13 protein-coding genes are annotated in these 14,205 nt (G+C 66.5%); 9 read left to right on the forward strand and 4 right to left on the reverse strand.

Going from position 1 to position 14,205, the window contains the following annotated elements:
• Nucleotide 1: 1 nt before the first annotated feature.
• On the reverse strand, nucleotides 2-1,630 hold the full coding sequence (locus MUN46_RS10005) for a Na/Pi cotransporter family protein (RefSeq protein WP_243376724.1): 1,629 nt from the start codon (nucleotides 1,628-1,630) through the stop codon (nucleotides 2-4).
• Nucleotides 1,631-1,861: 231 nt separating this feature from the next.
• On the opposite strand from MUN46_RS10005, the gene MUN46_RS10010 reads away from it, so the two are divergent.
• From MUN46_RS10010 to MUN46_RS10050, 9 genes are all read left to right on the forward strand, one after another.
• Complete coding sequence (locus tag MUN46_RS10010; RefSeq protein ID WP_243376723.1) at nucleotides 1,862-2,332, forward strand: CYTH domain-containing protein; 471 nt, start codon at nucleotides 1,862-1,864, stop codon at nucleotides 2,330-2,332.
• A gap of 2 nt (nucleotides 2,333-2,334) precedes the next feature.
• Complete coding sequence (locus tag MUN46_RS10015; protein ID WP_243376722.1) at nucleotides 2,335-2,970, forward strand: hypothetical protein; 636 nt, start codon at nucleotides 2,335-2,337, stop codon at nucleotides 2,968-2,970.
• Between the two features lie 108 nt (nucleotides 2,971-3,078).
• Nucleotides 3,079-4,605 carry an SLC13 family permease gene (locus MUN46_RS10020; protein WP_243376721.1) on the forward strand — a complete coding sequence of 509 codons (1,527 nt, stop codon included), beginning with the start codon at nucleotides 3,079-3,081 and terminating at the stop codon, nucleotides 4,603-4,605.
• A 283-nt stretch (nucleotides 4,606-4,888) separates the two neighbouring features.
• Complete coding sequence (locus MUN46_RS10025; RefSeq protein ID WP_237978438.1) at nucleotides 4,889-5,230, forward strand: P-II family nitrogen regulator; 342 nt, start codon at nucleotides 4,889-4,891, stop codon at nucleotides 5,228-5,230.
• A complete protein-coding gene (locus MUN46_RS10030) occupies nucleotides 5,227-6,513 on the forward strand; it encodes an ammonium transporter (RefSeq protein ID WP_243376720.1) in 1,287 nt (428 codons plus the stop codon). Before MUN46_RS10025 ends, MUN46_RS10030 begins: the two co-directional genes overlap by 4 nt.
• 183 nt (nucleotides 6,514-6,696) lie before the next feature.
• Entirely contained in the window at nucleotides 6,697-8,283 is a 1,587-nt protein-coding gene (locus tag MUN46_RS10035; RefSeq protein ID WP_243376719.1) for an FAD-dependent oxidoreductase, read from the forward strand.
• A gap of 136 nt (nucleotides 8,284-8,419) precedes the next feature.
• Nucleotides 8,420-8,779: a cytochrome c3 family protein gene (locus MUN46_RS10040; protein WP_243376718.1), complete on the forward strand. Its 360-nt coding sequence runs from the start codon at nucleotides 8,420-8,422 to the stop codon at nucleotides 8,777-8,779.
• A 76-nt stretch (nucleotides 8,780-8,855) separates the two neighbouring features.
• Nucleotides 8,856-10,751, forward strand: a complete 1,896-nt coding sequence (locus MUN46_RS10045; RefSeq protein ID WP_243376717.1) for a sensor histidine kinase — start codon at nucleotides 8,856-8,858, stop codon at nucleotides 10,749-10,751.
• The gene (locus MUN46_RS10050) at nucleotides 10,748-11,392 is read left to right on the forward strand and encodes a response regulator transcription factor (protein ID WP_243376716.1); all 645 of its coding nucleotides are present in this window, start codon (nucleotides 10,748-10,750) and stop codon (nucleotides 11,390-11,392) included. The genes MUN46_RS10045 and MUN46_RS10050 overlap by 4 nt, the downstream gene beginning before the upstream one ends.
• A gap of 18 nt (nucleotides 11,393-11,410) precedes the next feature.
• Here MUN46_RS10050 and MUN46_RS10055 read toward each other — a convergent pair whose 3' ends face one another.
• The 3 genes from MUN46_RS10055 to MUN46_RS10065 form a co-directional block, all read right to left on the reverse strand.
• Nucleotides 11,411-12,178, reverse strand: a complete 768-nt coding sequence (locus MUN46_RS10055; protein WP_243376715.1) for an AlkZ-related protein — start codon at nucleotides 12,176-12,178, stop codon at nucleotides 11,411-11,413.
• Nucleotides 12,179-12,320: 142 nt separating this feature from the next.
• Nucleotides 12,321-13,568: a sodium/glutamate symporter gene (gene gltS / locus MUN46_RS10060; protein WP_243376714.1), complete on the reverse strand. Its 1,248-nt coding sequence runs from the start codon at nucleotides 13,566-13,568 to the stop codon at nucleotides 12,321-12,323.
• Between the two features lie 454 nt (nucleotides 13,569-14,022).
• A complete protein-coding gene (locus MUN46_RS10065) occupies nucleotides 14,023-14,199 on the reverse strand; it encodes a FeoB-associated Cys-rich membrane protein (protein ID WP_243376713.1) in 177 nt (58 codons plus the stop codon).
• Nucleotides 14,200-14,205: the final 6 nt, after the last annotated feature.

Consider the following 14,205-nt stretch of genomic DNA (forward strand, 5'->3'; position numbering starts at 1 on the left):
GTTATTGTAGAGCGGCCGCCCCCTCGGGCCGGGGCCGCAGGAGAAGCTCCGAGAGCCGCCCGTAGAGCGTGAGCAGCTCCACCTGCAGCGGCAGAAGGCCCGCGGCCCGGTCGCCTTCGGGCATCTTCAGGCACTGCGCGAGCGCGGCCTCCCCGCAGGCGCGGCCCGACCTCCGGAGCGCCTCGGCCTCGGCCTCGAGCGCGCGCCCTCCGCCGGGAGCGCTCTTCTCCCCCAGGGCCCCGAGCGCCCGCTCGAAGTGCGCGAGACAGCGCTCCGCGTGCCGCTGCGACTCGAGGATCAGCGCCTCGGAGCGGGGCGGAAAGAAGCGGTTCGCGCTGCACTTGCCCTTTACCAGCGCGGCCACCGCGGCCTCGAGCAGCCCCGAGGCGGACTGCACGACGGCGTTGGCGCGCTCCAAGGCCTGCCACTGCGCGATTTCATCTTCGGAGAGCGAGCGCTGCACGAGCGCGGTGAGAAAGCGCCCGATCTCCTCCGAGCGGGCGCGCAGCGCCCGGCCCTCGTCCTGCAGCAGCATCCATTCGCCCTCGGGCGGGTTGCCGCGGATGAGCGGGGCGACGGCCGCCCCCTCGCGCCGCAGCATCGCGGCCGAGCGCGCGATCTCCCGGCGCGCGGTCTCGAGCGCCGCGCCGGGCGAGAGGAGGTTTTCCTCGCTCATGAGCCTTAAGGCCGGAGCCGGCCCCTCCGTGCGCTCCGGCAGCCTCGCGTCCACCCAGGCGGCCACGGGCTTTGTGAAGAAAAGCCCCGTGGCGCCCAGGGCGGCGTTGAAGGCCACGTGAAAGTAAATGGCCCCGTCGGGCAGTCCCGAAAAGAACGCGCCGCAGGCGGGGACGGCCGCAAGGAGCGCCGCCCCGGCGGCCACCCCGGCCAGCCGGAAGACCATGTTGCCGAGCGGCGCCCTCTGGGCGACCCGGGTGCCGCCCGCGGTCGTGATGAGCGCGAGAAAGGCGCTGCCGAGATTCGCGCCCAGCACCACCCAGAGCCCGCTCCCCGGATCGGCGAAGAGCCCCGCCTGCAGGAAGCCCGAGGCGATGATCACGGCGGCGAGGCTCGAGAAGCAGGCCACGGCAAGGACGGCGCCGCAGAGCAGGCACGCCCCCGGCACGGCGCCCACCGCCGCGAGAAAGCCCGCGGCGGCGGGGCTGCCGCGCACCGGGACCACCGCGGAGGCGATGAGCCCGAGCGAGAGCATCACAAGCCCCAGCCCCAGCACGACGCGCCCGAACTGCCCCAGGCGGCTCGCGGGCTTTTTCAGAAAGCAGAAGACCCCCACCGCGATCAGAACGGGAGAAAGCGCCCGGAGGTCGAGGCTGAGAAGGCGCGTCATCAGGGCGCTGCCGAAGTCCGCCCCCAGCACGCAGCTTAAGGCGCGCTCGGTGGAGACAAGGCCGCTGCCCTGCAGCCCCGCCACGAGCAGCGCCGTCGCCGTGGAGCTCTGCAGCAGCATGGCGATCCCGGTGCCGGCGGCAAAGCCGCGCAGCCGGTTCACCAGGATGATCTCCAGCCAGCCGCGCAGCGCGTAGCCGAACGTGCGCAGCATCCCCGTCTTCACCATGTAGGTGCCCCAGAGGAGGAGCGCCACGGCGCCGGCCAGGTTTACGATGCTGTCCAATTGCCTCTCCTTTCAGCCTGCAGGGGGCGGCCCGGGCCGCCGCAACGCATAAAATTTTATTATTGATTTATTCGATTACTTATAGAAAAACGCAATAGAAAGCATTCGATCTTTCAATTGTTCATTTCCTGGCCCGGCCGCGATAATTTCCCCAGGGCGCAGGGCCTTCCGGCCCCGCCCCTTCATTCATCAAGCCCCGGCACAAAGGGCGTTTTAAGCAAGGAGCAGTCCATGGGAAAGGAAATCGAACGCAAGTTTCTCGTTGTGGGCGGCGAGTGGAGGAAGCTCGCCCGGGGCACGGCCTACCGCCAGGGCTACCTCAACAGCCAGAAGGAGCGCACAGTGCGCATCCGCACGATCGGACAGAAGGCCTTCCTCACGGTGAAGGGCCCCACGGTGGGCGTCACCCGGCTTGAATTCGAGTACGAGATCCCCTACGCGGACTGCGTCACCATGCTCGCGCAGCTGGCCGAAAAGCCGATCATCGAAAAGAACCGCTACAAGATTCCGCAGGGCCCCTACACCTGGGAAATCGACGAGTTCCTCGGCGTGAACAAGGGCCTCGTCGTGGCCGAGATCGAGCTCCCCTCCGAGGACGCGCCCTTCGAGAAGCCCGCCTGGATCGGCCGGGAAGTCTCGGGCGACCCCCGCTACTTCAACTCGAACCTAGTGAAGCACCCGTTCACCACCTGGGAGAAATGATCATGACGGACGCCTATGCAAAGAACGTGGCCACGAGCGCCGAGGAGGCCGCCCGGATCGTCCCGCGGGCGGAGTTCCGCGTGTTCGGCCAGGACATCGTCGAAGCCGTGAAGGAAAAGATGTGGTCCTGCAGGGCGCAGCTCTACAAGGCGCGCACGATGCCGCCCGAGACCTACATCCTCTCGCGCTTCACCGACGAGGCGAACGTGAAGGTGCGCGACGGGCTGCTCGACATCAAGACCCGCACCGGGCTCACCCCCGAGGGCTACGAGATCTTCCAGCCGCGCGGGAAATTCCAGTTCCCGGTGAAAAAGGAGGAGCTCGAGGAGATCCTCTCGCACCTGAAGGCGCCGCTGCCGCTTGAGAAGGAGAGCTACAGCTTCGAAGACTTCAGGGCCCTGGCCGCCTCCTGCCCGGACCTCGCCCTGGTGCGCGTCGACAAGAAGCGCTACGGCTTCACCGTGAACGGGGTCATCTGCGAGTTCGCCTACGTGTGGTTCAACGGCGCGCGGGTCGAGACCGCCTGCTGCGAGAGCGAGGACTACGCGGCCATGAAGGGCGCGGTGGAGGCCCTGGGGCTCGCGGGGAGGCCCAACACCAACTACCTGCGGGCCGCCAAGGCAGTGATCGGCATGTAGCCGTCCCGCCTTCTTCTTCCCCCTTGAGGCCGCCCGGGCGCCGCCCCCTCTTTCAAAAGCGGGGCGCGGGCGCCGGGCGCCCGGGGCTTATCTGCAAGGAGCATCGCCATGAACACTGCCGCAGCGACGCCGCCCAGGGACTACGACCCCCTGGACATGAACAACTACTCGCTCAACAAGCTGCCCAGGCGTCCCCTGTCGGCCACGGGGCGCTTCTTCCGGATCTGGGGGCTGCCGATCGCGGCCGCCATTTTCGTCCTCTTCTCCTACGTCATCCATTTCCCGATCCTCAGCGCGAGGCAGCAGGTCATGTTCGGGCTTTTCGCCACCTCGCTCTTTCTGTGGATCAGCGAGACCGTCCCCAACTACGTCACCTCGATGCTGCTCATCTGCGGGCTGATCCTCACCGGCATCCTCAAGGTGAAGCCGGCCATGGCCACCCTGGGCGACCCGGTGATCTGGCTGAACGTCTCCGCCTTCATCATGGCGAGCGCCATGATCAAGACCGACCTCGTCAAGCGCGCCGCGCTCTGGCTGATCCTGCGGTTCGGCAAAAACGCGGGCAGCATCTTCGTCACCTTTCTCGTGATCAACATCATCCTCGCCGCGTTCGTGAACGCCACGGCCGCCAAGGCCGCGCTGATGATGCCGCTCTTCATGGTCGTGTGCGCGGTCTACGGGGCGCCCGGCACCGACACGACGAACAACTTCGCCCGCAACCTCGTGCTGCACAACCTGCTGATGATCAACGCGAGCTGCAACGCGTTCATGACCGGCTCGGGCGCGAACCTCCTCGGCGTGGCGATCCTCGCCGGGGCGGGCGTCTCCATCTACTACTTCGACTGGTTCGTGGCCGGGCTGCCGCTCGTGATCTGCTTCGGGCTGCTCGCCTACGTGATCGGCGTGCGGTTCGTTTTCCCCCTCTCGAAGGAAGACCGCGAGCCCAAGCTCAAGGGCGGCCGCGCCGCCCTCGAGAAGGCCTACCGGGATCTCGGGCCCTTCAAGATGAACGAGCTCAAGGCCTCCATCGTCTTCCTGATCGTGCTCATCGTGTGGGCCACCGACAAAATCCACGGCATCAACGCGACGGTCGTGGCGATGCTGGGCGCGGTCGTCATGCTCGCGCCGCAGTTCAAGCTGCTTAACTGGAACGACGTGGACATTCCCTGGCACCTCATGATCTTCTCGGCGGGCGCCTACTCGCTGGGCGCGGGCCTGAGCGCGACGAAGCTCATGAACGTGCTCACGGTGCAGCTCATGCAGGCGCTCGGCATGGACACCATGAGCTACTTCGCGCTCTACGCCGTGCTCACCGCGATCTTCATCGCGAGCCACTTCATCTTCCAGTCGAAGAACATGCGCACCCTCATCTTCATGCCGATTGTGATCGGCATCGCGCAGCACCTGGGAGTCGACATCCTGTCGCTCGCGCTGCCCGTGGCGCTGTGCATCAACTGCTGCTGGTCGCTGCCCTTCAACGCGAAGCCAAACGCCATGCTCTACGGCACCAACAAGTACACGATGGGCGAGACGTTCCGGTACGGGCTCGTGATGAGCGTCCTCTACTGGGGGCTGCTCCTTGTCGCAGGCGGCACCTACCTGCACTGGATGGGCATCACCCCGGGGTTCTTCTGAAAGACTCCCCCCGGAAGCGGCGCCGCGCTCCGCCCCCTCTCCCCTGAAGCGCCGCTTCCTTCCCCTTCAGGCCCCCGGCTTTCCGGGGGCTTTCTTTCATTCTCCATTTTGGTGCACGGCTCCACTTTTAGTGCATGAGCGGCGCCCCCGCGCCGCGCCGCTATTTCCCGCCCGGACTGTTTTCTCAAGGCTTTTCCCCTCTGGCACGCTTTATGCATAGGATTCGGTCGAGCGCCGCGCGCTTCGCGGCGCCCCCAAAAAAGAGAAACGCAGGGAGAAAAACATGAAACTCATCACAGCAGTGATCAAGCCCTTCAAGCTTGACGCTGTCCGCGAAGCGCTCTCGGAAGTGAACATTTCGGGCATCACCGTGACCGAGGTGAAGGGCTTCGGGCGGCAGAGGGGCCACACCGAGATCTACAGGGGAGCCGAGTACGCGGTCGACTTTCTGCCCAAGATCAAGCTGGAAATCGCAGTGCCCGACGAAATCGCGGACCTGGTGGTCGAAACCATCGCAAAGACCGCCGTCACCGGAAAGGTGGGCGACGGCAAGATCTTCGTCTCGGAGCTGGAGTCGGTGATGCGCATCCGCACGGGCGAAACCAACGAGGAGGCGCTGTCATGACCGAAACGATGAAACTGCGCGCCCTGAAGCTTTTTGCGGCCGCGGGCGCCCTGGCCGCAAGCGGCGCGGCCTTCGCCGAGGACAAGCTCGACAAGGGCGACACGGCCTGGATGCTGGCCGCGACCGTCCTCGTCCTTTTCATGACGGTGCCGGGCATCGCTCTTTTCTACGCCGGCATGGCCCGCAAAAAGAACATCCTCGGCACCATCGCCCAGGACCTCGCAATCTGCGGCATCGTCTCCGTGCTCTGGTTTGTGATCGGGTACTCGCTTGCCTTCTCCTCGGGCGGCCCGTTCGTCGGGGGGCTCTCCTTCCTCGGCATGCAGGGCATCGGCGTGAACACGCTCCAGGGGTCGATTCCGCAGCTGCTCTTCGCGGTCTTCCAGATGACCTTTGCGGTGCTCACCGCCTGCCTCATCACCGGAGCCTGGGCCGGGCGCGTGAAGTTCTCCGCCCTTCTCGTCTTCATGGTCTGCTGGAGCCTGCTCGTCTACGCGCCGATCTGCCACTGGGTCTGGGCTGAGGACGGGTTCTTCTTCAAGATGGGCGCCCTCGACTACGCCGGCGGCACGGTCGTGCACATCAACGCCGGCATCGCCGGCCTCATGGGCGCGCTCATCATCGGGCGGCGCCAGGGCTACGGCACCGTCGCGATGCAGCCTTCCAACCTCACCTTCGCCGTGATCGGCGCGGCGGTGCTCTGGGTGGGCTGGATGGGCTTCAACGGCGGCTCGGGCCTTGCGGCCGACGGGCGCGCGGCCATGGCGGTCGTGGTGACGCAGATCGCGGCAGCCGCCGGGCTTGTGGGCTGGATGGCCTGCGAGTGGTACTTCCGCGGCCGCCCCTCGGTGCTCGGCATGATCTCGGGCGCCGTCGCGGGCCTGGTCGGCATCACCCCGGGGTCGGGCTTCGTGGAGCCGCTGCCCGCGATCGTGATCGGACTCGCGGCGGGCGTGATCTGCTTCTGGGCCGCCACCGTCGTGAAGTACAAGCTGGGCTATGACGACTCGCTCGACGCCTGGGGCGTGCACGGCGTGGGCGGCATCGTGGGAGCGCTGCTTACCGGCGTGTTCGCCACCTCCCGGGTCACCGGCGCAGATCTCCCCCCGATGATCGAGCAGGTGGGCATCCAGGCCCTGTCGGTTCTCGCGACCCTCGTCTACGGCGGGGTGATGAGCGCGGCGATCCTGCTGGCGATCAAGAAGACGATGGGCCTGCGCGTCACGCCCGACGAGGAGCAGGAAGGCCTCGACCTCGCCCTGCACGGCGAGAGGATCGAATAGCAGAACACCTTCATACACTTTGTCTCTCCAGGAGTTTGCCGGGCCCTCGGGCCCGGCTTTTTTTCGCTCCGGACGCGCCGTTGACCTCGCGCAATTTACTCGAGTAAACGCGCGGGAAAAATGACCCTGTGCCCCGGGAGAAAAAGATTCCGGGCGAAATAAAACTTTTGGAGAGAAAACATCATGGCTGACATGACCCGTCGTTCCATCCTCAAGGCTTCCGCCGCCTCCGCGGCCGCGGCGGCCGCAGCTGCCTTTGCCGCCCCCGCCGAAGCGAAGGCGAAGGCCTCCTCTTCGGGGCTGCCCGCCCGCTGGGACATGACCGCCGACGTCGTCGTCGCGGGCTCCGGCATCGCCGGCATGAGCGCCGCGATCACGGCGCTCGATCTCGGCGGCAGGGTCCTCGTCTTCGAGAAGGGCGAGAACTACGGCGGCTGCGCCATCATCAACGGCGGCATCATCGCGCTGCGCGGCGGCACCCGCTTCCAGCGCGAGCGCGGCGAAAAGGACACCCCGGCCGACGTCTACGCGCACCTCACCGACCCGAAGAACGCCGAGTACCGCAAGAACGACCCGGCGCTCGCGATGCGCTACTCGAAGATGGTGGGCGGCACCCAGGAGTGGCTCGAGGCCCACGGCGTGAAATTCATGAACACCTCCACCGCGGCCGGCAAGTACGACAGCCAGCACCACGAGTCCTACCTGCACATCTACTCGCCCGACCAGGGCGACGGCAACGGCCACCCGAACCCCGACGGAGGCTTCCGCACGGGCCGCGGCATCATGATCCCCTTCCAGAAGTACTTCACTGAAAAGGGCGGCCGGATCTTCCTCAACTCCAAGGTGACCGACGTCTACAAGGACGCGAAGGGCCGGGTCGTGGGCGCCCGGGTCGAGACCGCGAAGGGCGTCGTCAACGTCCGCGCGAAGAAGGGCGTGGTGCTTGCCGGCGGCGGCTGGAAGGCGAACAAGGAGCTGCGCGTCATCACCGATCCGCGCTTCACCCCGGACCTCGTTCCGACGGGCTATCCGTTCGTCGCCCCCGACGGCTCGGCGATCCTCGCCGGCCTCAAGGCGGGCGCGATGTACCTGGGCGACCGCGGCGAGGACACGCCGCACCTGCGCCGCATGTTCGGCACCAACCGCTACGGCTTCCACAAGGGCTCCAAGTACGGCTGCCCCGGCCTCAGCGTGAAGGGCCCGCGCTGGGGGGACGTCGTCTTCGTGAACAAGAACGGCGACCGGTTCGTGCGCGAGGAGGACAAGGGCAACCTCGGCGGCTACAGCTTCTACGACATGGCCTACGTGCAGCCCGAAAAGAAGGTCTACTGCGTCTTTGACGACGCCACGGCGAAGAAGTACCACTGGGACACCTCCTACCCGACCTGCGAGAAGGGCTTCGCCTTCGACGCGCCGACGCTCGAGGAGCTCGCCGCGAAGCTCGGCACGAAGAACCTCCCGGCCACGGTCGCGCGCTACAACGGCTTTGTCGACAAGAAGCAGGACGACGACTTCCAGAAGCCCGCCGCGCTCATGAGAAAGAAGATCGAGAAGGGGCCGTTCCACGCCGTGCAGGTGGTGCTGTTCGTGCATAACCTCACCGGCGGCCTGCGCATCAACGAGAACGCCCAGGTGATCGACATCTTCGGGCGCGTGATCCCGGGCCTCTACGCTGCGGGCGAAACCGCGGGCGGCCTCTACGTGGGCAACGGCATGCCCCGCGGCATCCTGCCGGGGCGCTTTGCGGGCGAGCACGCCATGAAGTCCTGAAACGGCTGAAGAACCAAAGAACCAAAGAACCTAAGAAGTCTCTCTCCACCCGGGCCGCCGGTCCCTTTTCGAGGCGGCCGCGGCCCGGGATCTTTTTTTAGAAGAAGAGACAGAAAGAAAAAAGGAAGACCCCGCCATGAACAGACTGATGCTTGGATCGCTTGCCGCGGCCCTCGCCCTCGGGCTCGCCTTCTCGGGCCCGGGACTCGCCGCGCCGGCCATGAAGAAGGCCGACTGCCTGCAGTGCCACGGCCCGATCGAGAAACTCACGGCGCTGCCGCCGATGTACGAGACCGACTCCGGGAAGATCAACCCGCACAAATACGTGCCGCACGACAGCCGCGACCTCGCAAAGTTCCCCGAGTGCACGACCTGCCACACGCCGCACACGATGCCCCCACCCAAGGGCTTCAAGGACAAGAACGCGAACGTAGAATACTGCTACAGCTGCCACCACAACTACACGTTCCAGAAGTGCAGCGGCTGCCATAAGTAAGCCCCCCGGGGGCCGCGCGGTCCCAAGGCGCCCTCCCGGCCTCTTCAAACCTGACTCCAGGCGCAACGGTCACGACATGACGCGGGAAGACAAAGCAAAGGGCGGCCGCAGCGCGGCCGCGGTTCTGCCGGCCGCCGCAATGGCGGTCTGCGCCGCGGCGGCCGCCGCCGTCCTCTTCTTCACCTCGGGCGACGCCCCGGGAAACGAAGAGCGCGCCTCCTACCCCAGCGCCGCCGCGGCCCACGTCGAGCCCGGCTCGCCCGTGGTGAGGATGGGCCTCATCGACTTCAGCTATTCATCCACCAACTCCCGCGAAATCGACCGGACGCTCGAAGTGATCCGGCGCGCGGTCGCGCCGTTAAAGCTCGAGGCGGTGCGCTACCGCGCCGAGGACCTCGACCGCGAGGTGAAAGCTGGCCGCATCGATTTCTTCGTCGCGAGCTCGGGCTTTTACTGGCGCATGATCCCCTACGGGGCCCGGGGGCTCGCCACGCTTGTGAATCCCTCCCGCCCCGACCCCAACCACAGCAGCGGCGCCTCCTTCATCGTGCCCGCCTCCTCGCCCGCGCGCACCATCGAGGACCTGCGCGGCCTGCGGCTTGCCGCGAGCTACCCCACGGCCTTCATGGGCTACCGGATCTCGATGGCGGATCTGGTCGAGCGCGGCTACGACTGGGAGCATTTCTTCCGCTCGGTCTCCTTCACCGGAACGCCCTACGTGCACGGGCTCATGCACAAGATCATCGCGGGCGAGTCGGACGTCACCATCATCCCCTCCTGCACCTGGGAGGAGATGACCCCGAAGGAGCGCTCGGGCTTCAGGCTCGTGGGCGTGCGGGAGAACACCGGCATGGAGTGCCTGTCGACCACGCGGGCCTACCCCGGGCACACGCTCGCGGTGATGAACGGCGTGAAGCCCGCGGTCGCCGCCCGGGTCGCCTCCGCGGTCCTCACGATGAAAAGCGTCGGGGGGAGCGAGGCCTGGAGCATCGCCACCGACTTCACCGCCGTGGACCAGGCCTACCGGGACCTCCGGATCGGGCCCTACGCGTATCTGAGGGAGCCGACGCTGCGGCGCTGGCTGAGGCAGTACCGCTCGGCGGTCCTCTTCGCGCTCATGCTGGTGGCGGGGCTTGCCTTCCACGCCTGGCGCTCCGACGAGCTCGTGCGGCGCCGCACCGCGCAGCTGCGCTCCGAGGAGGCCGCCCGGGAGCAGGCCTCCCGGGCGCTCGAGGAGCTCAACCAGCGCATGGAGCGCATGCACAAGGCAAACGTCGTGGGGCAGCTCTCGAGCATGATCTCCCACGAGCTCGCGCAGCCGCTTGCCGCCATCCGCTACTACTGCGAGGGCGAGCGCGAGCTGCTCCGGAATCCGCAGGAGAAGGCCCCGGCGCTTAGGACCTGCAACGAGCGCATCAGCTCGCAGGCCGACCGCGCGATCGCGATCGTGGAAAAGGTGAGAAGCTACGCCCGGTCCGAGGCGACCCGGGAGGAGCGCGTGGACCTCGCCCGCACGCTCTCCCAGGTGCTCACGGAACTGCGCGTGAAGGGGATCGGGAAGGTCGAAGTCTCGCGCTCGATTCCCGAAAAGCTCCCCGTGCGGGGCGATCCCCTGGAGCTCGAGCTCCTCTTCTGGAACCTCCTCAAGAACGCGACCGAGGCGGCGCTGCGCTCCGACGAGCCCCGGATTCGGATCGAAGCGGCCGCCTCGGTGGGCCGCGCGGAGATCGTGATTGAAAACTCGGGGCCGCAGATGACGGACGAGGACATGGAGCGGCTTGCCTCGCCCCTCTCCAGCACGCGAAGGGGCGGGCTCGGGCTCGGGGTCGCGATCGCCCGCTCGATTGCGGAATCCTCGGGCGGCGGGCTTGAATTCGCGCGCCGCCCGGCGGGGGGCCTCACGGCCCTCGTGCGGCTGCCGGCCTGGGAGGACGGGGGCGCGGATCCGGACGGGAAAAAGGAGAAGGCATGAAGGAAGAAGACAGGCAGCGCGTGCTCGTGCGCATTGTGGACGACGACCCGGACGTGCGGGAGGCCGAGTCCTTCATGCTCGACTGCAAGGGCTGGAAGACCCGCTGCTACGACTCGGCCCGGGCCTTTCTCGTGGGCGACGCCTCAAGCGTCCCGGGCTGCCTCGTGCTCGACATCCGGATGCCGGGCATGAGCGGTATCGAGCTGCAGGCCGAGATGCGGCGCCGCGGCTACACGCTCCCCATCATCTTCCTCACCGGGCACGCCGACGTCGACTCCGCTGTGAAGACCCTGCGGCGCGGGGCGGCCGACTTCCTGCAAAAGCCTGTGGAAAACGAGCGGCTCCTCGAGTCGATCGAGCGCTGCTGCGACCTGTCGCTTGCGGCCTCGCGCGGGGAGCTCACGGGCGAGGAGGCCGCGCGGGCGCTCTCCGAAATGAGCGCGCGCGAAGCGCAGGTCTCGGGCCTCATCGCCCAGGGCGTGAGCAACCGCGAGATCGCCTCGCGCCTGGGCCTTTCGGAGCGGACCGTGCAGGGCCACAGGAACAACATCTACAGGCGGCTTCGCGTGCACAACGAGGACGGTTTCCTCGAGTGCCTCAGGCGCGCGGCGGACTGGAAGCGGGACAACGGGCTCGATTAGCCTGCGGCCTGCCGGCCGCTAGCCGATAAAGCGCTCGATCTGGCGCTCTGTGGCCTGCGGAAGGAGCTTGGCGAGCCAGGAGCCGATGCGCTCCTTCGATTCTTCAGGCGTGCGCTCCGCGCGAAGAGCCGCGGGCCCGAAAAAGCTCTCCGGGGTGGTGAGGCGCGAGAGCCCCCAGCCGTAGGGCCGGCCGTTCCTGTCGTGCGCCATCTCGAAGTCCGCGGTCACGATCCAGCAGCCTTTCTGCAGCCGCGTGAGCGCGGTCTCAAAGCTTTCCGCACGGGGGGCGTCCGCCGCCGCGCCCCCTTCTTCCAGCGCGGCCTCAAGCCGCGCGAGCTTGCCCGCGCCAGGATCTGGCGCCGCAAGGGATTCCTTCTTCCCTCTGCGGCGCGAGTAGCCGGAGAGCGCCCTCAATTCTTTCAAAAGGAGCGAGTCCTCGCCCCGCAGCGTCTCGAGGATCCGCCGCTCGGAGGCAGAAAGCGGCCAGCGGCTTCTCCTGTAGTTGAGAAAGTCCGGGAACCACCGCTCGCTCACGAACCCCATGCCGCGGAAGAACTTCGCGTAGGCGAAGTTCCCAAGCGAGATGATCCTCCCCTTCCAGTCCCAGACCGGCCACTGCCAGCGCCCGTCGCCGTACTCAACGTACCAGAGGTCGGGCGGGCAGGCCTCTTCGAGCGAAAAGCCCTCGATGTCGTTTTTGAAAAAAGGAAGGAACCCGTCGCGCCGGATGAGGCCGACGATGTCCTCCGCGCTTCGCACCAGCTTCTTTTTCCCGGCCGCAGGCATCGCTTCGCCCCTCCCTTCCCTGTCTTCTTTTCCTGACGCGAAGCCCCCGTCCGGCATACCCGGGCGGGGGCTTGTCCCCTGGAAGGTCAGTTTAATGCCGCCCCGGGGGAGGGAAGAGGCCCCCGGAGAGTCCCTCGGATCCTCACCAGGTCGCGAGATAGGTGATCACGAGCGCGTTGATGAAGTCGATCAGGAAGGCGCCCACGATGCTCACGATGAGCCAGGCCTTGGGGCTCTGGCCGTACTTCTCGCCCACGGCCTGCATGTTGGCCAGGCCGTTTACCGTCGCGCCCATCGAAAAGCCGATCCCGCCCACGGTGAGCATCACCGCGTCGTAGGAGCGCCCGAAGAGCGTGAACATCACAAGCCACGCGTAAAGCAGCATGAGAAGCGTCTGGCCGGCGAGGATCACGAGCATCGGGACCGCGAGGTGCACGAGCTCGTAGAGCTTGAGCGAGTTGATCGCCATCGTGACGAAAAGCACGAGGCTGATGTCGGCCACGGCGTCGAGCCCCTTGCCCTGGACGCGGTAGAGGCCCGTGAAGTCGCCCACGTTTCGGACGATGGCGGCGACAATCATCGAGCCGATGTAGGCGGGCAGCGTGACGAACTGCCCGAGGTAGCTCGAGACGATGGCGCCGAGCGCGACGCAGACCGCCACGATGCCGCCCGCGCGCATGAGCTGCTCGGTGAAGGTGGGCTCCTTCGCGGCCGACCCAGGCGCAAGCCCGGTTTCCATCTCCTTGGGCAGGTGCAGCTGCGGCTCGGGCTTGTCCACCTCCTTCGGAGTCTTCACCTTGTAGCGGCGGATCGCCCACTCGCCGAAGGGCCCGCCGATCAGCAGCGCCGCCACCATGCCGAAGGTAGCCGAGGTGATGCCGACCGCGGTGCCGCCGGTGACGCCGTAGGTCTGCTCGAAGTACGGCCCGAAGGCCGCGGCCGTGCCGAGGCCGCCCATCATGGACACCGACCCGGAGAGGATGCCGTAGTGGGGGTCAAGGCCCATCAGTTCCGAAAGCCCCATGCCGAGGAAGTTCTGCAGCACGCAGAGCACCGACACCGCCACGAGAAAGCCCACCAGCATCCGCCCGCCCTGCGTGATGAGCTTCACGCTCGCCATGAGGCCCACGGTCGTGTAGAAGGCGAGCATGAGCAGCGTCTGCAGCGACGAGTCGAAGTGCACCTTGAGGACCCCGCAGCCCTCGAGCACCGAGAGGATGAGGGCGAAGGTCATGCCGCCCACCACGGGGCTCGGGATCGCGTATTTCTCGAGAACCGGGATCTTTTTCTTCGCCCAGACGCCGAAATAGTAGGTGATGACGGCAAGCGCCACGGCCTGGATGGCGCTCACGTTGATAAGAAGGGTTCCTGCCTTGACTGTGTAATCCATTTTGACTTCGTGTTCTCTGTGATACCTGCGGCACCGCGGCGGCGCGCGTGAGACGTAAGGTTACTCGTTTTTGCGGATAACACAAACAGCAATTTACCTGTAACAACTGGTGCCTTAACCCTTTTGAATGCTCTTTTCTCTTTGGATTTTCAGAGGCTTGAAGAGAAATCCGCCGGAAGGAACAGTCCCTGGAAAAGAACTTTTGGGGAATTTTCGGTGTTCGGGCGCGGTGACGTTTATAAAAAGGAGAAAATCCCGGGCGCAGGAGACAGCGCCAGGCGCAGCTTCAGATAGTCGGTCGCCGCAGGCGAGCCGAGGCCTTCCATTTGAGACGGACAGCCTGAATTCAGCGGATTTCACGTAAAAAAGGGGCCGGGCCCCTGAAGGCCTGGGGTTTCTCCAAAAGCCTCTTCAGGCTGCCGGCGGACTTTTCCTGGGATGAGACAGGCGCCTTTCAGCGCTTTTCCGGCCCCCGGCCCGGGTCCTTCCCGCAGCCGCAGCAGCCGCCGCAGGATCCGCCCCCGCAGCCGCATCCACAGCCGCAGCCTCCGCGCTTTCTCCTGCGGATGATGGAAACAAGGGCTGCGGCGACGGCCGCCGCAAGCAGCGCCCCGAGGATGTAGTCAGCCATAGCTTT

It is taken from the genome of Mesosutterella faecium (assembly GCF_022809315.2).
GTDB lineage: Bacteria > Pseudomonadota > Gammaproteobacteria > Burkholderiales > Burkholderiaceae_F > Mesosutterella > Mesosutterella faecium.

Bases quoted from the DNA above. Each gene is read 5' to 3' on its own strand.
- MUN46_RS10035 (WP_243376719.1), top strand. From the start codon at position 6,697: ATGGCTGACATGACCCGTCGTTCCATCCTCAAGGCTTCCGCCGCCTCC.
- MUN46_RS10015 (WP_243376722.1), top strand. From the start codon at position 2,335: ATGACGGACGCCTATGCAAAGAACGTGGCCACGAGCGCCGAGGAGGCC.
- MUN46_RS10045 (WP_243376717.1), top strand. From the start codon at position 8,856: ATGACGCGGGAAGACAAAGCAAAGGGCGGCCGCAGCGCGGCCGCGGTT.
- MUN46_RS10025 (WP_237978438.1), top strand. From the start codon at position 4,889: ATGAAACTCATCACAGCAGTGATCAAGCCCTTCAAGCTTGACGCTGTC.
- MUN46_RS10030 (WP_243376720.1), top strand. From the start codon at position 5,227: ATGACCGAAACGATGAAACTGCGCGCCCTGAAGCTTTTTGCGGCCGCG.
- MUN46_RS10065 (WP_243376713.1), bottom strand. From the start codon at position 14,199: ATGGCTGACTACATCCTCGGGGCGCTGCTTGCGGCGGCCGTCGCCGCA.
- MUN46_RS10020 (WP_243376721.1), top strand. From the start codon at position 3,079: ATGAACACTGCCGCAGCGACGCCGCCCAGGGACTACGACCCCCTGGAC.
- gltS (WP_243376714.1), bottom strand. From the start codon at position 13,568: ATGGATTACACAGTCAAGGCAGGAACCCTTCTTATCAACGTGAGCGCC.
- MUN46_RS10040 (WP_243376718.1), top strand. From the start codon at position 8,420: ATGAACAGACTGATGCTTGGATCGCTTGCCGCGGCCCTCGCCCTCGGG.
- MUN46_RS10050 (WP_243376716.1), top strand. From the start codon at position 10,748: ATGAAGGAAGAAGACAGGCAGCGCGTGCTCGTGCGCATTGTGGACGAC.
- MUN46_RS10055 (WP_243376715.1), bottom strand. From the start codon at position 12,178: ATGCCTGCGGCCGGGAAAAAGAAGCTGGTGCGAAGCGCGGAGGACATC.
- MUN46_RS10010 (WP_243376723.1), top strand. From the start codon at position 1,862: ATGGGAAAGGAAATCGAACGCAAGTTTCTCGTTGTGGGCGGCGAGTGG.